At 38.6% G+C, this 19963-nt stretch carries 20 protein-coding genes and 1 riboswitch; of the genes, 4 read left to right on the top strand and 16 right to left on the bottom strand.

The window, feature by feature from the left end; genetic code table 11:
* Position 1: 1 nt before the first annotated feature.
* The 9 genes from fdhD to J2Z82_RS07820 all read right to left on the bottom strand — a co-directional run bounded on the left by fdhD (position 2) and on the right by J2Z82_RS07820 (position 8059).
* Positions 2–820 carry a formate dehydrogenase accessory sulfurtransferase FdhD gene (gene fdhD, locus J2Z82_RS07855; protein ID WP_209480238.1) on the bottom strand — a complete coding sequence of 273 codons (819 nt, stop codon included), beginning with the start codon at positions 818–820 and terminating at the stop codon, positions 2–4.
* Positions 821–1286: 466 nt separating this feature from the next.
* Positions 1287–2666 carry a Glu/Leu/Phe/Val family dehydrogenase gene (locus J2Z82_RS07850; RefSeq protein ID WP_209480236.1) on the bottom strand — a complete coding sequence of 460 codons (1380 nt, stop codon included), beginning with the start codon at positions 2664–2666 and terminating at the stop codon, positions 1287–1289.
* A gap of 129 nt (positions 2667–2795) precedes the next feature.
* Positions 2796–4217, bottom strand: coding sequence for a hypothetical protein (locus J2Z82_RS07845; protein ID WP_209480234.1), 1422 nt, complete (start codon positions 4215–4217; stop codon positions 2796–2798).
* Between the two features lie 99 nt (positions 4218–4316).
* The gene (locus tag J2Z82_RS19580; protein ID WP_280922981.1) at positions 4317–4448 is read right to left on the bottom strand and encodes a hypothetical protein; all 132 of its coding nucleotides are present in this window, start codon (positions 4446–4448) and stop codon (positions 4317–4319) included.
* A 75-nt stretch (positions 4449–4523) separates the two neighbouring features.
* Complete coding sequence (gene thiT, locus J2Z82_RS07840) at positions 4524–5102, bottom strand: energy-coupled thiamine transporter ThiT (protein ID WP_209480233.1); 579 nt, start codon at positions 5100–5102, stop codon at positions 4524–4526.
* A gap of 93 nt (positions 5103–5195) precedes the next feature.
* Positions 5196–5302: riboswitch (TPP riboswitch) on the bottom strand.
* A gap of 78 nt (positions 5303–5380) precedes the next feature.
* Complete coding sequence (locus J2Z82_RS07835; protein ID WP_209480231.1) at positions 5381–6193, bottom strand: N-acetylmuramoyl-L-alanine amidase family protein; 813 nt, start codon at positions 6191–6193, stop codon at positions 5381–5383.
* Positions 6194–6442 (bottom strand): phage holin, encoded by a 249-nt coding sequence (locus tag J2Z82_RS07830; RefSeq protein ID WP_342453611.1) that lies wholly within the window; start codon positions 6440–6442, stop codon positions 6194–6196.
* Between the two features lie 816 nt (positions 6443–7258).
* Positions 7259–7582 (bottom strand): hypothetical protein, encoded by a 324-nt coding sequence (locus J2Z82_RS07825; protein WP_209480229.1) that lies wholly within the window; start codon positions 7580–7582, stop codon positions 7259–7261.
* 21 nt (positions 7583–7603) lie between these two features.
* Positions 7604–8059 (bottom strand): DUF6884 domain-containing protein, encoded by a 456-nt coding sequence (locus tag J2Z82_RS07820; RefSeq protein ID WP_209480228.1) that lies wholly within the window; start codon positions 8057–8059, stop codon positions 7604–7606.
* Between the two features lie 190 nt (positions 8060–8249).
* On the opposite strand from J2Z82_RS07820, the gene J2Z82_RS07815 reads away from it, so the two are divergent.
* Together J2Z82_RS07815 and J2Z82_RS07810 are read left to right on the top strand one after the other, a co-directional pair.
* On the top strand, positions 8250–8786 hold the full coding sequence (locus tag J2Z82_RS07815; RefSeq protein WP_209480227.1) for a YceI family protein: 537 nt from the start codon (positions 8250–8252) through the stop codon (positions 8784–8786).
* A 192-nt stretch (positions 8787–8978) separates the two neighbouring features.
* Positions 8979–10922, top strand: coding sequence for an aconitate hydratase (locus J2Z82_RS07810; RefSeq protein ID WP_209480226.1), 1944 nt, complete (start codon positions 8979–8981; stop codon positions 10920–10922).
* 80 nt (positions 10923–11002) lie between these two features.
* Here J2Z82_RS07810 and J2Z82_RS07805 read toward each other — a convergent pair whose 3' ends face one another.
* The 4 genes from J2Z82_RS07805 to J2Z82_RS07790 all read right to left on the bottom strand — a co-directional run bounded on the left by J2Z82_RS07805 (position 11003) and on the right by J2Z82_RS07790 (position 15819).
* On the bottom strand, positions 11003–13027 hold the full coding sequence (locus tag J2Z82_RS07805; RefSeq protein ID WP_209480225.1) for an iron ABC transporter permease: 2025 nt from the start codon (positions 13025–13027) through the stop codon (positions 11003–11005).
* Between the two features lie 4 nt (positions 13028–13031).
* A complete protein-coding gene (locus tag J2Z82_RS07800; protein ID WP_209480224.1) occupies positions 13032–14024 on the bottom strand; it encodes an ABC transporter substrate-binding protein in 993 nt (330 codons plus the stop codon).
* Positions 14025–14037: 13 nt separating this feature from the next.
* Complete coding sequence (locus J2Z82_RS07795) at positions 14038–14631, bottom strand: nitroreductase family protein (RefSeq protein WP_209480223.1); 594 nt, start codon at positions 14629–14631, stop codon at positions 14038–14040.
* Between the two features lie 84 nt (positions 14632–14715).
* Positions 14716–15819, bottom strand: a complete 1104-nt coding sequence (locus J2Z82_RS07790; protein WP_209480222.1) for a tetratricopeptide repeat protein — start codon at positions 15817–15819, stop codon at positions 14716–14718.
* 259 nt (positions 15820–16078) lie between these two features.
* On the opposite strand from J2Z82_RS07790, the gene J2Z82_RS07785 reads away from it, so the two are divergent.
* Positions 16079–16432 carry a DCC1-like thiol-disulfide oxidoreductase family protein gene (locus J2Z82_RS07785; protein ID WP_209480221.1) on the top strand — a complete coding sequence of 118 codons (354 nt, stop codon included), beginning with the start codon at positions 16079–16081 and terminating at the stop codon, positions 16430–16432.
* On the opposite strand, the gene J2Z82_RS07780 is transcribed toward J2Z82_RS07785, so the two are convergent.
* The 3 genes from J2Z82_RS07780 to J2Z82_RS07770 form a co-directional block, all read right to left on the bottom strand.
* Positions 16424–17248: a VanW family protein gene (locus tag J2Z82_RS07780; RefSeq protein ID WP_245251234.1), complete on the bottom strand. Its 825-nt coding sequence runs from the start codon at positions 17246–17248 to the stop codon at positions 16424–16426. The two genes, J2Z82_RS07785 and J2Z82_RS07780, sit on opposite strands and share 9 nt — an antisense overlap.
* A gap of 80 nt (positions 17249–17328) precedes the next feature.
* Complete coding sequence (locus tag J2Z82_RS07775) at positions 17329–17580, bottom strand: hypothetical protein (protein WP_209480220.1); 252 nt, start codon at positions 17578–17580, stop codon at positions 17329–17331.
* Between the two features lie 323 nt (positions 17581–17903).
* On the bottom strand, positions 17904–19112 hold the full coding sequence (locus J2Z82_RS07770) for an NAD(P)/FAD-dependent oxidoreductase (RefSeq protein ID WP_209480219.1): 1209 nt from the start codon (positions 19110–19112) through the stop codon (positions 17904–17906).
* A 190-nt stretch (positions 19113–19302) separates the two neighbouring features.
* On the opposite strand from J2Z82_RS07770, the gene J2Z82_RS07765 reads away from it, so the two are divergent.
* On the top strand, positions 19303–19962 hold the full coding sequence (locus tag J2Z82_RS07765; protein WP_209480218.1) for a DNA-3-methyladenine glycosylase family protein: 660 nt from the start codon (positions 19303–19305) through the stop codon (positions 19960–19962).
* Position 19963: the final 1 nt, after the last annotated feature.

The raw sequence follows: 19963 nt of genomic DNA, 5'->3' as shown, positions 1-19963 counted from the left end.
ATTATCTCCTCCCTAAAAAATGTATGTTTTGGTTCGTGTCACCATATACTCTGTTCTCATGAGTATAAACATTCAGGTTACTATCGCGGGCAAATCCGACAGCGGTTATTTGCAAATCATCAGCCAGTTTTAAAGCGAGATCTGTTGGTGCCGACTTGGCTACCAATAATCCGGCGCCAATCTTGGAAACTTTCAATACAACCTCAGACGAAATTCTACCGCTAAACAAAACACATTTATTTTTTAAGGTAATGCGATTCTGTAGTATATACCCATACAGTTTATCAAGCGCATTATGACGACCTATATCAATATAAGAAGCTATAACCTTATCACTGGATGCCAATGCAGCTTGGTGAACACCTCCTGTTCTATTGAATATTTCTGCCCTGGAGTCAAATTCCATCATTAATTGATTAATTTGCTTAGTTGAAATATTAGCTTGTGACATTATTGTTTTAGCAGTATTCACGTCCTGTCTTAGATAGAATTCCCGGCTCTTTCCACAGCAAGAACCAATCCATCTCTCGGAACGTTCGGGGAATGATACAGGAATTGATAAATCTGCATATGCAAAGCCTTTTGCTTCATCAATCGATAGATTTTCCACCTGATTAACTGAACGAATAAGTCCTTCAGAAGCCAGATAACCAAGCGTCAGTTCATACACATCATTAGGCGTGCAAACGATTGTGGCATACTGATCTCCATTAACAGTAATTGTTATAGCAGTTTCTCTAGCTATTTCTTCCTCTTCTGTTGCTTTCAAATGGTGGTGATACTTCGTTGTCTTCCATAACGACAGGCTTTTATCACTCACTTTTAATATCCCCTCCTTTAAAGCGTTTACATTTTATTCAATACATGAATACCCAATTAAAGTTGTACTTAAAACGTTATCTTTATTTATTGAATATTATAACACATCCATAGATTAGTAAACTTGCCAATCGATAAATGGATGCTTATGAAATTTTTTATACTTTAGAGTTTTTAGCTTTCCTTAATGGCTAATGCCTTTGTTACACTTATACAATAAGAGGATGAAGTATTGCCACTCGGAAATGAGGATCGGACAAACAATCGAAGTGGATCCTCATTCCCCTAAATAGCAGAAAAGGTGCTCTCGGAAGGGTGAGACGGATCCTCGTTCCGTTAATAGCAGAAAATCAGCCGAATTTGAGGCAAAAATGAAAAATAACGGAATGAGGATCCGCCAAATCAGTAGACCGGATCCTCATTCCGCTAAAAAATGGATTCTTCAACAATACGGGCGAAATGTCTTTTTAATATAGTTTTCCTTGCTTATATAAGATGGTCGATATCTTCATTACAGCGTGAATATAACAGTTCTGCCGCAATGGAAATGGGTCTCCAAAAAATTGTGGAAAAATCGTATCAAATGTTTCCTTCATTTTATCAAATAAACGCTTAAAAACTTCTTCCTCACTGAAAAATTGCGTTTCCCGACCTTGCAGCCATTCAAAATAAGAAACAATTACACCGCCAGCATTTGCCAAAATATCTGGAACAATAATGACACCTTTTTCACTTAAATATTTATCTGCTCCACTCGTAACTGGTGCGTTCGCTCCTTCGACTATAATACTAGCCTTAACTTCTTTCATGTTTTCCTGGTACACTTGATTTTCAAGTGCAACTAAAAATAACACATCAACATTTAAACTCAACACGTCATCTCTGTCCTTAATGGTAGCTTTTACATCTGCTTCTTTTAATTGCTCTTCATCAACTGGAAGATCCCCACCACTATTGGAAGTGAATTTCACAAGACCAGGAATATCTAATCCATCGGAATTATAAAGCGTTACATTGCGATCACTAACCGCCACAATTTTATTGTTCAGGTGATTACACTGGAATGCTTCAAGTGCCGCTACAGATCCCACATTACCAAACCCCTGGAACGCTAATGACAACGTTTTATCAATATGGTCCAAAGCAGTTCCAGCAAAAATATTCTTACGTTCAGAGAGCCACTTTTTCTGATCTTTAACAAAGTTATGAAGCATATAGCGAAATGTGAAATAAACACCTTTACCCGTCGCTTCTCTTCGCCCTAATGATCCACCATTTTCAACACTTTTACCGGTAAAACTGCCACGATATGGACGCCCAGGTTGAATACTCTTATATTCTCCCATCATCCAGTCCATTTCACGATCACCTGTACCGACATCGGGCGCTGGAATATCTTTGTCAGGTCCGAGTATTTCATTGAAATACTGCACATACTTTTTGCAAATCATATATAATTCTTTAACACTATAATCTCTGGGGTTGATCACTACTCCGCCCTTTCCACCGCCAAATGGTACTTCGTGGAGAGCATTTTTCAGTGTCATAAGTGATGCAAGGTTTGCCACTTCATCTTCATTCACTGATTCATGAAAACGAATTCCTCCCTTATAGGGTCCGAGAATATTATTATGCTGAACACGAAATGAAGGAACACGTGTTACCTTGCCATTTTCAAGTGCAATTCGTAGATAAGATTTATTGACATGATTAGGAGTAGATAAGATAGATACAAGTGACGTAAATGCCTTCTCACGTGTTTCGTCCGTCAGTTCTGGTAAAAAAGATTCATCATCCAACAGAGCTTCTAACGATTCTTGAACAATTTTTGAAGTACTATTTGCCATATTGAAAACCTCCATCTGTAGTAAAATTTTCCTAATTTCATTAAAGTATATCATAAGGATTTGCTATATAAACTTTTATTAGTGTTCTACTTGGAGGATTCACATGTTTAAATACAATTATTCAAGTCTTTATAAAATTAAAACAGCAAAAACGGTTGAAATGATTAACCCTAGTATTACCGGAATAAAGTTTTTCCGAACTAAATCCATGACTGAAACTCCACAAAATCCAGCAATCGCAATCATAGAGGACCATGCAACAATTGTTCCTCCACCAGTCCAAATCGAGCCCATTTGACCAATAGCTGCAAGTGTTCCAGAATCAATCGAGGCACTTTCCAAAGAGGCAGCAAGGGCTCCGGTCAAAGGCAGTCCGGAAAATCCAGACCCATCCAAACCAGTAATAATCCCAATAATTAATACACTAAAAGCTGCGAATAAGGCACTTTGTGGAAGAAAGGCCTGTGAGGATTGAACAAGGTCAAACAGTAAGCCGGGTGCCTTTTTATCCACACCTAGAATACCACCGGAAAAATCTGCACTGCCAAGGAAGAAGAACCCCGCAATCGGAATAACCGGACCCATTGCTTTAAAAGCAAATACGAAGCCATCTGTAATATGGTTACTAATATAATCAAGTGCATGTTGTCGACCAAATGCAACCGTCGATAATAAAAGCAGGATAACAGCAACTCCACCAATAAATGCTGCGCCGTCTCCACCTTCGAATCCACTCATTCGCCCTGACAGAAGTTTTGTATACATCATGTAGATTACTACTGCCAAAAGAGCTACAGGAACAAGCACTGCAAAAACCTTACTCCACATATTTAAATGTGTCGAATGCGCTTTATTTGTTGACTCTTGCGTTGATTGTAGAGCCTGAAGCTCTTTTTCATTAAGCTCACTATTTTTTGCACGGATTGTTTTTCGATAAAAGAGATATGCTAATCCTATTGCAGTCACACCTGTAATGATGGAGAGAATTAATGCTTTATCAGCGACAAGACCTACATCAATGCCAGCTGATTTTGCTGACAAGCTTGGAGCCACCTGAACAATATAATCAGATGACAGCGCCATTCCTTGCCCAGCCAGTGCAACAGCAACTGCTGCAGTTAGCGCTGGAAGACCTGAGCGAATCGCAGCAGGTACTAGTAATGCGCAAATAAGCGGTACCGCCGGAGTCGGCCAGAAGAACAATGAAATCACATACGTAACACCAATCAATACAAAAAACGAGACATGACCATTTATCATTACTTTTTGGATTGGCTGGATCATCCTTCGATCGGCACCTAAATCACGCAATGAGTGGAGTAGAGCCATCATGAAGGTAATAATCAGAAATATACTGAATAGTTCTTTTGCTGCAACAAGGTTCGCATTAAATATTGCGGTAAAACCATCGATTAAGCTTCCATTATAAACCCAGGCAATCACAAACGTCCCAAGCAACGAAGGAAGTACAACACCTTTTCTGAATATCATCGTAAAAATAATTATTAGTGTAAATAAACCATATAACCAATGAGAAATCGTTAGCTCCACCGATAACACTTCCTTTCTTAAGTGTGCTATAGCCTATGCACAATGAAAGGAAGCGGTGAGAACTTTGTTGAAATGTTAAATTCATAAAACTAAAATTCTCTAATTTGATTCTTTATCTTTAGCACATTCATTGCAAAGTAACTTTCCATTTTTTTGAACACCGTCAAAAAAGCCATCTTCACAATAAACGTTTTGTCCACATGACTGACACTGTCCGATTAATTCTTTCATCCTAATCACCCCTACCATAATTATAGAAAAATAGCCCTTATAATACAAAGGACTATTTTCTGTGAGCGGATTAATTTATGAAGCGGTTCGCAGTAATGTTCTAGGCTGTTTGTAGAACAAAAGAAATACAATAACTGTACAGATGATAAAGGATGGCAGCATGTAAGATCCACTATACAGTAACGAATATAACCAGACCGGCTGGCCATCAGGTGCATATTGTCCAAAGAATACGATACCGGCTGTAAAATGCGCCAAAAATCGTAGTGCTGAGCCAATAAACACGCCAAACATAATTAGTAAGAAGCTTAACTTCGCTTTTCCTTCTTTGACAGCGTGTTGAACAGGTTTAACAAGTATACCTGCCATTCCTATTAAAGTGAAAGCAACAATATAATCAAGAAAACCCTGCACAGGTGTTAAAATTATCGGTCCGGACATTACGACCTGCATGGCTCCTAATAAAAACCCGGCCACCAAACCGCCTTTCAACCCCCAGCGGAAAGCTATAATGAATATTGGGATCATAGCAAAAGAAACAGATCCACCTTGTGGCCAAATAGAAAACTTTAAAAAAGGTATTATATCTAACAGTAAAGCCATGGCAGCAAATATTGCCACCTCTATCATAAACAACGTACGCTTCGAACTCATTCTAAATTACCTCCCCTTTTAGTAAATACAAAAAAAGCAATGCCAAGGGGAAGCTTCCTGATGGGGAATCCGCTCACAACATTGCCTTTTATTCCATCAAAAAAGCCACCATCCCTACGCTAGTACTAACTAACAGGTTTTAAGGGTCAGAACAATAAATCACGTTCACTCTCAGCCAAGTGGCTCCCCCTGTGGGCTTCTATTAATCTGCTTTTTTCTTATATGCATTCTAACGTATCAATTTGAAATTGACAACGGTTTCTTATGGTGAGAGAAACTTATTTTGTTAAAACTGTAGCTCCTGTTTTCGGATGACCGTAGATTTGAACCTTGCCAAAATCCCTGGTTTGTATTAAATAGACATGTGCTTGCGGCATACCCAAAATCTGATACGTTAATCCTCCAAATTTTTCAGGGCGTAAAAAACCTTTTTCATTCCCTTTAACAGGTGTTGCATTTAGTGGATAAATTCGCCAAGTTGAAGCCTCTGGCGGCAATCTCAAGTATTCTTTAAGTGTTATGCCAGTCCTAATACTCTCATAAGGAAATTCACAAAACGAGCAAAAAGCCTTTACAACAGATTCAGCTAACTCCTGCCAATGATCCTTTATCTTCCGTATATCGTCACCCCTTGAATCGGCAAAGCCATACTCAATTATATTTGTCACAACTTTTCCCGTATCACGGTTCATATAATAAAAATCGCGTGCACGATCATTTGGCAGTGTCCTTGTAAAAATCCTGCGTATATTTTGACCTGCATGCTGTAATTCAAAAGCTATCTCTTCTGCCATATCCTCTCCACCATAGATAGAATGAATAACCTCACCACCATCCCCTCCGCCAGCATTGATGTGATTAGAATGACAATACCTTGCACCACTATCCCGTACAATCTTCGTTCTTTCTGCTGGTGATAAAGTGACATCCTTTAGCCGCGTAATAGCAACTGGAATTCCTAACTGTTGATAGCGTTGATACTGATAGAGTGAGATAGATAGATTCATATCTTTCTCAACCCAATATTGATTGGATCCACCACCTGGGTCTTTTCCTCCATGACCTGGATCAATTATTAAGACTGGCTTCATTTAATTACCTCCATTTTTGCCTATTAAGCCTTTTTCCTGTATTACTTCCTTTTGCTTCATTCCTGTTTTTGTTACATAGTTATTTTTATACCAAGCAGATATTGATGTAACAACCAGGAACAAAAACGACATTACTTGTTCCAACATTTCACTATCAATTGGTAACGGAGATTTTCCAAACATAACTAGACATTGGTTCACTAGCGCCAAAAGAAGTGCAGCCGTTCTTATTACAGTACCTTTATCCACCATGTCACTTCCTAACATAACTTTTTGTATTATTATATTTTTAACTTATCGTATATTGGAACGGCTGATGTAAGGGACAATTCAAAATCATCTGTTCTACACCTATAATCGAACTTCAAACCAAAAAGGTGGCATCAATGAGGAAAAAAACGAGGCTGGGACATAACTAAAAATCTCTACTTTAAAGACGAATAATAACAGGATAGGTTATGTAGAACGTTCATTATCAATGGTTGAATCTAATACGTAATTGAAATAAACTGCAAACTACTGCTAAAAATAATCTCTATAAACTCTAGTCCCACCGTCCGGGGTCGCTACGGGCGGATGCGCACCTTAGGGCACGGCCTCAGCCTCCTTGCCCCGGCAAGGGGTATGCCGACGTTGTCCGCAAAGGACGGTTTTAGTCGGCCTTCATTTAGTTGCTCTGCGGGGTCTTCGGACACGTGTTATTCCCGCCGGAGTCACCGCCCTCCGCTCACCCGAACTAGTGTAGTGCTGTCACACTTTTATTCTATAGCGATTCCTACTCGAGTCAACAGCGGAGGAAATACACGTAGACTCCTGTGGGAGCTGAGGCCTAGATGAGACTACGCAGCGACTTAGGAGCAAGGAGGCTCATCAGCCGCCCACGGAAAGCGAAGTGTATTTCCGGAGCGGTGTCATAGTACTCAGCAATTTTTTAAGTTAGTTTGCAGTTTAAATCTAATCAGAAACAAAAAATCCGAACTAGATTCAAATTCTATTTCAAGAATTTTGAATCATAGTTCGGATTTTACTTTGACTAAATACTTTTGTCCCAGCCACGTTTATTTTTTATTTTCTTTTCCGTTGGATTGGTAATATACCATTTGTTATTTTATAAGCAATTGCACTAAAAGTAAGTACGCTAACGACCAATACAACTAAGGCAATGATAAATTGAATAATCATACTAAAAATATCATTAGACACTGCTGCATCGAAATAACGAACACTATTAAAAAGGATATAACACCCGATTCCAACTACACCAAGGAATGAAATTGCTACCCCCAACTGCTGTGGGAAGGACAACTTCTTCATTGTCTCCTTATGCTTAATTGTGATGTATACCATATATATTATTAAAACAATTGCTATCAAAACTACACGATTCATTATGTCTATTCTCCTATCTAATTAGTGAATTGGTGTGTCTTTTTCCAGAGATATCTTTAATGCCTGCAGAATATAACCAATTCCTTTATATTGCGCAAGAGGAAATGTCCTTGAGAGATCATCATCAAAACAACCATTAATAACCGGTTTATATTTTTTTCCTGTTAGAACAATTAATTGATCGAACATATCCAGCTTTTTATCCCGAACTTGTTCTCTCAATCTATCAAATGTGATAATCTGATCACTTTTTTGATTAAATGTCACATCATACTGACCATCAACAATATCATCTGCGAACAGAAAACCGTGCTTAGCAGAGAGAATCACCCATTTGTCAGTAAACTGTGCAGCATAATTTCTGCAAAGCTTATGTAATGTGCCAATATACGCTTCTTTTGCTGGAACAGCGCCTATACTTGGATTTTTATCCCATATTTTTTTCCTTCCACATGGGATTATACTTAATTGACTCATTATCCACAACCTCTTAATCTATGACTTCTACTGTTTATTATAGCACGGTTTTATTGTTTATTTACATGAAAAAACGGGTAAACATATTTTGAAATCAAAATTTTTCTTATAAATTACTTGACAATACCTATTTATCATTCTATACTAGGTTACATAAAGTAACTATTGAAAAATTTATGGAGGGATTTACATGACAAGAACAACATGGAATGTAGACACAGTACACAGTGAATTAGGATTTTCAGTAAAGCATATGATGATTTCAAAAGCGAAAGGTAGCTTTGATGATTTTGATGCTGTTATAGAAGCTGATGTAGATAATTTAACAGATTCAAAAGTTGAAGTAACAATTGATGCAAGCAGCATTAATACTCGTAATAAAGATCGTGACGACCATTTACGTTCAGGAGATTTCTTTGATGTTGAGAACCATCCAAAGATCACGTTTGTGGCAACAGACATCAAGAAAAAATCGGATAACAACTATGATGTTACCGGCGATCTTACCATTCGCGGAACAACGAATCCTGTTACAGCTGATGTAGTATTCGAAGGACAAAGTAAAGATCCAATGAGCGGTAATACAGTTGCTGGCTTTAGTGGTGAAACTAAAATTAACCGTAAAGATTTTGGTCTAACTTGGAACGCTGCAGTAGAAACTGGTGGCGTACTAATTGGAGACGAAATTAAAATTAACTTCGAAATCGAAGCACATAAAGAAGCGTAAACAAAACAGACTGGATGTCACCAAAAAGGTGGCATCCTTTTTTGGTGTGGTGCCTGTCACTCCCCGAATTTTAGCGAACATATCACTCCAACATTAGTCAAATTCCAAACCTCCCCTGTTTTATTTTCCGTCTTTTGAGGTAAACACATCTATGGATACAATTTACTGGAAACTTTCAAAGGAGGGCTAATAGTGGCTTTAAATGTAGCTCAAAAATTAATAAAAAGCCATCTTAAATCAGGGAAGATGGAACCAGGAGCGGAAATTAGTCTTGACATAGATCAGACATTAACACAGGACGCGACTGGAACAATGGTCATGCTTGAACTTGAAGCAATGGGATTGGACTATGCCAAGACAGAAGCATCAGCACAATACGTTGATCATAACCTTATCCAGGTTGATAATAAAAACCCGGACGACCATTTATTTTTAGAAAGTGCAGCACAACGGTTTGGTCTTTACTATAGCCGGCCGGGAAACGGAGTAAGTCACCCTGTTCATATGCAGCGACTTGCTGTACCAGGTAAAACACTCCTTGGCTCAGATAGTCACACATGCGCAAACGGCTGTATGGGAATGCTGGCAATGGGCGCTGGCGGAATTGACGTTGCCATGGCTATAACTGGTGAACCGTTTTATATTAAAATGCCAGAAGTAATGGGTGTGAAATTGACTGGGGACTTACCAGATTGGGTCAGTGCAAAGGACGTAATATTAGAAATGCTCAGACGTTACGATGTTAAGGGCGGTGTCGGTAAAATAATTGAGTATTATGGGCCAGGCCTCGATAATTTATCTGCCATGGACCGTCATGTCATCGCAAACATGGGAGCAGAATTAGGTGCTACTGCAACAGTATTTCCGTCAGACAATGAGGTGAAACGATTCTTAGCCCAGCAAGACCGCCAAGATGATTGGGTAGAACTGGTTGCTGATAACGATGCCACCTACGATAGTTATGATGAAATCAATTTATCAGAACTGGTACCATTGATTGCAAAACCTTCCAGCCCAGGGAATGTTGTACCAGTTAGTGATATTGCTGGAACCCCAATCTATCAATCATATATAGGTTCATCAGCAAACCCAGGCTATCGTGATTTTGCTGTTGTGGCTGAAATTGTAAAAGGGCGGCGCATTGCGGATGGAATGTCCTTCGATATCAATCCAACATCAAGACAAATGCTGACAAATCTGGTAAAAGAATTTCATATTGCCAGTCTATTGCAGGCAGGTGCCAGATTACATCAGGCAGGCTGTAACGGATGTATTGGCATGGGTCAAGCTCCTGCTTCAGGCAGAAACAGCCTGCGGACAACACCTCGGAATTTCCCTGGCAGATCAGGGACAAGTGAGGATAGTGTATTTTTATGTGGCCCAGAGACTGCTGCTGTATCAGCGCTGACAGGTGAAATAACCGACCCAAGAACGATGGATTTTGCCTATCCGAAAGTAGGTGAACCAAGTGATCCGAACGTTGAGGATCTATTAGACAGACCACTTCCACCTGAACAAGCAAAAGAAGTAGATTTAGTAAAAGGATCAAACATCGTTTCCATTCCTGAAATGGGGGATCTGCCGGATAAGCTGGAAGTTCCAGTCCTTCTTAAAGTTGGTGATAATATATCTACTGATGAAATACTTGCTGGTGGTGCACGCGTTCTTCCATACCGCAGCAACCTGCCTGAGATTAGTAATTTTACATTTGAAGCTGTTGATTCAACCTATGTTAATCGGGGCATTGAAAGTAAAAATGCCGGCGGTCATGCGATAGTTGGCGGTTATAACTATGGTCAGGGTTCCAGTCGTGAACACGCTGCATTAGCACCCCGTTATCTTGGATTACGAGTTGCCATTGTAAAAGACTATGCTCGAATCCATTGGCAGAACCTTATAAACTTCGGTATTCTTCCATTGAAATTTACCAATGATGAAGATTACGATAAGCTTGCCCAAGGGGAAATACTGAACTTTTCAAATCTGCGCCAGCAATTTATGGAAGGTGATAAATTGACTGCCACGCTCGCCGATAAAGGTGAAGAAATTACAGTTGAACATAACTTAACACCACGCCAAAAGGATATTATCCTGCATGGTGGGCTGATAAATTGGATCAAAGAAAAGCAGCTTTAGTTCCCCAATAGTATTAAAAGAGTGTGCTCCCAATTTCGGAGCACACTCTTTTGCATTTTCATATGTTTAACTGCCTTCCATCACGCACGTTTCTTCATTAACCACAGGAAGTATGGTGCACCAATTATCGCAACAAGTATCCCGGATGGTATCTCATTTGGAGCTAATAACGTACGGCTAAATAAATCGGCTATCACTAGCAGCGCACCACCGACTAATATTGTAACTGGCAGCAAGCGCTGATTTGACGGCCCCACAAGTAAACGAGCCGCATGTGGTGCAATCAGGCCAACAAATCCTATTGCCCCTACTGCAGCCACACTGAATGCAGCCAATAATGTTGCTATTAGAGCCAGCTGAAACCGTGCAGACATTATATTTAATCCTAATCCTTTAGCAGTGTCATCACCTAACGACAATGTATCGAGCACACGAATTCGTATTAACAATAACGGGAACAGAATCATTACAGGCAAAATCAGGAAATCCAGTAGTTCCGACCACCCTTTGGCATAAGTTGTCCCTGATAGCCACGTAAGCGCAGAAGCTACACCCATATCAGCCTGTACGACTAAAATTTGGATAATAGCTGAACCAAACGCAGAAACACCTATCCCAAGCAAAGCCAAAATGGTAGGCTGAAATTGTGCGCGAATCGCCAAAATCATAACGAATACAAAAAATACAAATGAACCAACCATTGCTCCAATCGGAACCCAAACAGCAGACACTCCAAACACATACATTGTTAGCAATGCCCCAACGCCAGCTCCTGAAGTAATTCCAATAACGGACGGATCTGCTAATGGATTTCGTAATACACCTTGAAAGATTAAACCGCTAACAGCCAGCACCATTCCACTAAGCAGCGCCACGAGTGCCCTAGGTAAACGTAAATCTAATATCAGACCAAGCATGAAATCATTCGATTCACCAAAAAACGTATTCCATAGCAATACCGGTTCAAAACCATAATTTCCTGATGCCAAACTTACGATCATAGTAAGGATAATAATACTAATTAATAAAGGGATAACAACCTTCAGCGACATACTCATAGTTGCTTTTCCAGCCATAACTGTAGAATTTTCTTCCCCATACTTTGACCGCTTCATTCGTAATACCAAATATATCAACCACGGTGCTCCTATAAGCGCGGTTATTGCACCAACAGGCAGTTCGGAAAATGATGGATCAATCACTCTTGCCAATACGTCAGCAAACAGCAGTACATTTCCTCCCCAAATAAACGACGCAATAACTAATGGTAAATGTTTTCGATAGCCAATTAGCTTTATAATATGTGGTGCTACCAGCCCAACAAATCCTATGGGCCCGACAACACTTACCGTTACTGACGTCAGTAATACCGCTGCGATAATCGATACAAACTTGACGACGTTCACATTTTGACCCAGTGCAACAGCAACATCATCACCTAATGTCAGTGTATCCATTTTGAATGTAAATCCCAGATTCACCACTAAGCCAATCACTACAAACGGTAAGGAAAAATTCACACCGCTCCAGTCATTTTGAACAAGCGTACCAGATCCCCATAAGAATAATCCTGCTGTTTCATTTTCATAAAAAATCTGCAACACGCTGGTCAAAGAAGAAAACAGAAATGTCACAATCATCCCTGCTAAAACCATGCGTACCGGTGTGGCACTGTTACCCCCTGATAATATAAACACTACTAAGAAGGTCATAATGCCGCCTAGAAATGCGACAATAATTCCATTTCCCACTAATGCCGCCGGAAAGAAAACCGTACTAAAGACTACTGCAAAATAAGTACCAGAATGGATTCCTAAAGTACTTGCAGATGATAAATGATTTTTGGTCACTGTTTGCAGAACAACACCAGCTACTGCAAGCGCACCCCCGGCAATAATACCCATAACCGCACGTGGCAGGCGTAACGTGCGAATCGTATGATGCTGTAAATTATCTTCCGGCGCAAAAATAGAATCAATAATTGTACCCGTTGGAATGGATACACTTCCTTGATTAATATGTATGAAGGTTAATATGCACAAAAGCGCGGTTCCACCACCAAAGGTGAGAACCGCAATCATAGATTTTCGTAATGCCTCATTCATCAAATCACTCTTTTACCATAGCATCGACTAATTGTTTTGTTAAAACTTCTGCTGATAATACACCACCAAATGTCCACGTATCTCCAGGTAATTGATGTGTATTACCATTTTTGACAAAGCTTAAATTTTCCCATACAGGATTTCCTTTAAGCTGATTTTCGAAAATATTATCTTCTTCCTGCACAATATACAGGAATTGGAGGTCATCCTCCTGGAAGTTCTGCAGTGCTTCCACCGTAACTTCGCTATAACCATATACTTCTGTTTTGTCTGTCGAATATGCATTCTGAAAGCCGAGTTTACTCATTAATTTCGCAACGATAGAATTCTCGGTGAATAATCTTAATGTCGGTGTATTTTGTGCTGTGAATGCCTGTGTTGCAACATATTTCGAACCTTCCAGCCCTGCGTCTGTTACACGCTGCTTTTGTTCATCAACAAAATTATTTAAATCTGTTACCGCTTGTTCCGCTTCGTCTTCTTTGTTAACTATTTTAGCAACCGTGTTCAATTCGTCAACCATATTCTGATAATGGTCCTGCACAGCTTCTTCCCCATATGGAGCAAACGTTACAACTGGAGCAATTTCTTTTAATTTATCAAGGTATTGTTCATGTCGGAATTTAACCGCAATAATTAAGTCTGGATTTAATCGGGAAATAGCTTCCAGATTTGGTTCCTGGCGTGTTCCCACATCTTTAACACTCTCATCAAATTCCTTATCGATGTTTACCCATTGATGAAATCCATCTAAATCAGCAACACCAGCTGGCTGAATACCTAGTGCCAATAGGTTTTCTGCGTAGGACCACTCAAGTGCTACTATTTTTTCAGGTGTTCCTTCAATTGTTTGTTCACCCAATGCGTCCTGAATTTTTACCTTACGTTCTTCATTTGAACTGTTATTCTCATTCGCATTACCGTCATCACTATTTCCACTGCAAGCAGTTAAAATTGATAATAGTAAAATTAACATAAAAATGGCTAATTTCTTCATGTAAATCGCTCCTTTATTCTGTTTGAATCCACTCGATGGAATTACGTATCGGTGTCCGTCCACGATTACGCGGGATTCTGTTAGGATACCCAATCTGAACAACAGCTATTAACCGGTGTTCAGTTGATGATAAACCAATATCCCTTATAAATTCTTTATCCAAAAGTGTCGGCTTCGCTGTCCACATCGTACCAATTCCCTCCGACCAGGCAGCTAGCTGAAAATTCTGGATGAATGCACATACAGCAGCATAGTTTTCATCATCCAGGTACCCGCCATTATCCTCTTTATTCATGTAGAACAAAGCATGGTGTGGTACGGAATTGAAAAATCGATCATACTTTTGTCGTGCTTTCTTTAACTTTTCATCTGAAAGTGTGTTTAAATATCCGTATCGTATGTAACTATCTACAATTTTTTCGCCAAAGGCAGATCGAGCTTCATCTTCAAAAATTTTAATTCTCCATGGTTCCTTCAAATGATGATTCGGTGCATATGCAGCATGGCCAAATAATTTAATTAGTAAATCTCTATCTACCTTTTGTTCTTTGTAATCAAGTATCGTGCGCCGGCCACGCATTAGTTCAAACAGATCGATCTTTCTCACCTACTTCATATTAACTAATTGATAAAGATTATCATTATCATCTATAATACTACGGAGTATCATGACCCCTGTCAAGAAAATCTTTTAGCTATTAGCCATTTCTACAAATTTATTTTCATAGTATCGTTTTTTCTTAGGATTGTTTGTGTTATCAAAAAAGGCTATTACATCAGCCAATGCATTTTCCTGCAACTGACGATCCTTTGTAAGTTCAAGAAGCTCAATTGCCTTTTCGTAATTTTCCCCTGCATTCTGGATGCTACTTCTTTCCTTATGTTCCAGACAATAAGCGTATTGCATATGAATCATGCCTAGCTGTCGATGGGATGGAAATTGCAAATTATTATACCTCTCAATTGCATCCTGATAATAAGGAACCGCCTCATTATGCTGTGATTTGTCAAAATAGAAGTACGCCATTTCAGTTAATGCCTCAGCGTGTGCTATCGTATTCACTAATGAAGAGCCCTCCAAAAGCTGTAATGCTTCTTCTAAGTACGGGTATGCCTGCTTATTTTGATCCTTGCTGCCGTATGTCTTAGCGATACTTACAAGACTTTTAATTTTAAGCTCATCATTATCGTTACCTGCCATTTCAATCACTTTATTTAGGTATGAAATAGATTCTTCTCCTTTATTTTGCATCGAATATAGCATCCCAATCTTAAAATGGATATACAATATCATATACTTGTCCCGGTTATCTTCTTCCTCGAAATAACCGAGCCCTTTTTGGAAATACTTCACGGAGCGAACAAACTTTTCAAGCTTTTCTTCCACTTCAGCCAATACCAAAAAGCCCCTGGCAAGTTTGATTCGATATGTCTCCTCTTCTTCCTCCATTTGTTTAACCGCAGCAGACATAATTCTGCGTGCTAATTTATAGTCGCACATAAATGCGAGTTCACCAAGTAGCATCAAATCGCTATCATCATCCATATATAGTTTAGAGATAATTTCGGATGCAGCCCTGCTTTCGCCAATTTCCGCATGACAAATCGCCTCAACCATCCACAATTTTTTAACAAGATCAGTATGTAATTCATTATTTTCCCGTAATGTTTTTAGCTTGGACAACACATTCGGATAGTGTCCACGCTTAAACTCGTCCAAAATCTGAACTAAATCATCTTTATGTTCATCTGACACATTATTATTAAAAAGTTCTTCTAAATTTAGAATATCCATAACCAAAACTCCCCTCTATAACTAAATATTAACCAAAATTCATGTTAAAATAAAGCAAAAGGTGAGTGTTCAAACGGAGGATGATAATGACAAGTCGGCTAAGTTCACAACATCCTGTCCTTCGAAAGTCGAGGCTAGCGTAGCTTATTTCGGTAGCGCACATGTATAGGATGTACTGACATCTGTGTTACCCACGACGAAATTCGTTGCGTCATTTTTACCGGACTTTTTGAACAACCTCTAAAGGAGTGTTATGAAAATGATTATTTACTTTGATAGCTACTGTAAAATGTGCACAAGTTCATCAATATTCTGGAAAAAAATAGATTGGAGAAACCAGCTTTCATTTGAATCGTTCCGTACGATTGAAAATTACCCAAAAGCAATGGAAGAAAGTCTGCATGTATACCATCAGAAAAAGTGGTTTGAAGGCTTTGATGCTATTATTGAAGTCTCTAAGAAACTGCCGCTTATGTGGGTTCTTCTCCCTATCATGTATCTATTCAAATGGATAGGTTTAGGTGACTTTACTTATAAAAAAATCGCCAGGAATAGAAGGCTTGTACCCGTCAATCAATGTGACCATGATGGATGCAGAATAAACTCAGAGTGATTCAGAGGTTAGTATCTTAATAATCATTTTTCCCTCATCAACTGATGCACGAATCAGGAGTGGCTGTTTGTAATTATTCTTAAAGACGAAGTCAGGTCCATACCAGCTAACAGTTGCGTCTCGGCCTGGCGGTACATACGGAACACTTCGGCTGTGTGAATATCGTTCGACTATCTGGACGCCTTTAAGTTCTACGGCATTATATAACGTAGAAGAAACCTGGCATATTCCCCCGCCAATATCTTCGGCCAGTTCACCTCTTACTATTACCGGTGCACGCTTATAGCCTCTTTCTTTCGTTCTTTTACCAACTACATTATTAAATGAAAATCTTTTACCAGGAAAAACAACATGATTATTTATTGCTTCAGCTGCGAGCACAATATTATGTGACCGTTCCTTATTATTCTTCCTAAAATAAGTAGTATATCTGCCGATTTCCTTTTCACGGATTTCTGCTAGTAATTCACTATCAACACGAGGGTAAACCTTTTGTCTTGGAAGAATGATTTCTTTCCTGTTATTATCATAAAAATAATCTTGAAAAAGCTTTTGGAATTTAATGCGGTCGAGTGCTAATCCAGGCTTTTCCTGCACTATTTGACCTTCATCATTTAGCTTTGCATTTGTAGGTTTTTCATATACTTTTTCACTTAGGATATTCATTTCGAGTTCCAGCTTCTGATTGTCTACAAACAAGCTGTCTACATAGGTTAACGTAAAATCATTCCTCGTTAATTCCCCTACAGACTTTTCATCATTAATTATCGTTAGCGGAGTCGAAGCTAATAAAAAAGACAAGATAACGGTTACCAAAAAACCACCTCCTGTCTTAGTATTCGATAGATAAATAAAAACATGTAACAAATAAACTACCTGTATTAGTGATAATCAATTTAAGTGAGATAAATTGCAAAAACCACAAGTGAAATTATAATCGTAACAGTATAAATTATAAGCTGCAGGGGAAGATTTGACTTCAGCGATGATGATTCATATTCATGTGATCGACGCAGCTGATCTTCTACGGTATCCCCTTCTTCTTCATATCTTTTCATTTTATTTTCTTCTTGTTTAAATACCAATAACGTTCCAACCAACGCAACAACAAAAAGAAAAACTAGCAAGATAATAAGTTCAATACTCACGAAAAGCCCTCCTCTATATAATTACACTATAAATGATTAACACTATATAAACAGTGATATCCATCACAGATATAGAAAACAATCCCAAACATACCCAGAAACTTGACTTATCTCCACTTTAATACAGTAAGAATGTATTTATAATTTCTTTAATGCTAAAAACCACCCTGCTACTCTAACAGGATGGTTTTAACTAGTCTTATCGAAAATCTCTTGAATCCTCTAGGCTACGGGTTGCTACCGTATACCCAATAATTGATGCCAATGTAATCAATAATACATATAATGTTCCATTTTTCATGAAAATGTCCCTCCTCATTTATTTAAAGCATGCGTAATTTACCTTTTTTCAAGATAAGTTTAGGTCCACCAAGTAAGAACAAGTAACGATTATCAATTACTTTTTTCATTGCAGTAGCAGGTGTACCATAAAGCAGGCGCTCAGAGAACACAGTTCCCATCGCGTCATTTTTACCAAGGGAAGCTACTGTACCTTTGTCATCAAAAGTAAAGCTTTCTAATTGTTCATTACGAATTAGGCCTTTTAAATTGGTAGCACATGTATCAGCATGCTGCATTGCAGCTTGTGCAGTTGGTGGGAATGGACGACCTTCTTCTTGATTCATTACCCAAGCACAATCCCCAATAATGAAGATATTTTCTTCACCTGGTGCACGAAGATCAGACTCAACGGTAACTTTACCTTTTGTTATTTCAAATCCTGATTTGCCAAGAATAGAATTACCGGTAACACCGCCAGTCCATACAATAGTTCCAGCTTTAATCTCTTCCCCATCATCTCCAATAACAAAGCTGTTCTTCTTACACTCGGAGATTTTGGCACCTTCTCGGATTTCAACACCGCGGTCTTCTAACGATTTCTTAGCATATGCAACTAGATCATCATTAAAGCCAGGTAAAATTCTCGGTGCTGCTTCCACATTAACGATACGTGCTTTACTGCGATCAATATCATACTTTTTGCATAGCTTCGGTACTTGTTCAGCAAGTTCACCAACAAATTCGATCCCAGTGAAACCGCCACCGCCAACAAGAATTGTTAAATCATTTTCATTTTTCTTGTCTGAAGTACTGTATTTTGCAAATTGGTACTCAATATGTTCGCGAATCATGCGGCTTGATTCGATGTCTGTAATGGAAAATGCATTCTTTTCCATTCCTTTAATTCCAAATGTATTTGTTTCAAAACCGAGTGAAATAACAAGATAGTCATAAGAAACTTCACTATTTTTCAATACAACACGGTTTTCATCTTTTTTCACTTCAACAACTTCATCATAAATTAGACTTACACGATTCGGATTAATTACATCACTAATCATCATTCGCGCCTGATTCTGATTCCTCGTTCCGGCTGCAACCTCATGTAGCCAAGTTGTCTGATAGTGATAGTTATGTTTATTTACTAATACTATCTCCGCTTCATCTGGTCCTAGTTTTTGCATTAATCGTTTAGTCGTCATCATTCCAGCATAACCAGCGCCAAGAACGACTATTTTTGGTTTACTCATATAATATCCACCTTCCTCAAATAGTAAAATAGCAATTTCATACGATAATCATATAAAATGCAATTAAAACCTTATGTCCACTTCCCCTATAATATCAAAGATTTTGTAAATAGGCTAACATATCTGTGCTTCAGAGGGTATTCTTTGTAAAAATGATGAAAATCATTCTATAATTATATGGAGGTGGATTATGGAAAAGCTTAAAATTTATCATGATGACAAATCTGTGAAAGAATTAGGCAATGCTGATCCGCAAATGAAAAAACTCATACAAATCATTGGAGATATCGAAGTTATAATGCGCCTCGATTATTTTACATCTTTAGTGCGTTCGATGATTGGACAACAAATTTCGGTACAAGCAGCAAATGCCATATATAAAAGGCTTGAATCGCTTATGGAAAATAATATTACAGCTGTCTCAATTCTTAAAACATCTGATGAGCGATTGAGTTCAATAGGTTTATCAGGACGAAAAATCATCTATTTACGGGATCTGGCAGAAAAGGTTAATCAAAGCGAAGTCGATTTACAAAAATTGCACACACTTGATAATCAGACGATTATTAAACAACTGACAAGTATTAAAGGTATCGGAAAATGGACGGCTGAAATGTTTCTTATTTTTTCTTTAGGCCGAATGAATGTACTAGCATTAGATGATATTGGTATTCAACGGGGCGCGAAATGGCTTTATGAAGTTGAAAAGTCAGAACGCCGAAAAATTTTAGTCGACAAACAGCCAATCTGGAGTCCGCACCTGACAATCGCGTCGTTCTATTTATGGGAAATTGTACACTTGGATTTTCTGAAAAAATATAATTCAATTGAAGATATTGGAGGAAATTAAT

The organism is Virgibacillus litoralis (assembly GCF_017873675.1).
GTDB classification, from domain to species: domain Bacteria; phylum Bacillota; class Bacilli; order Bacillales; family Amphibacillaceae; genus Lentibacillus; species Lentibacillus litoralis.
Note: the sequence above shows the minus strand (reverse complement) of the source record. Positions and strands in the feature narration are given on the sequence as shown.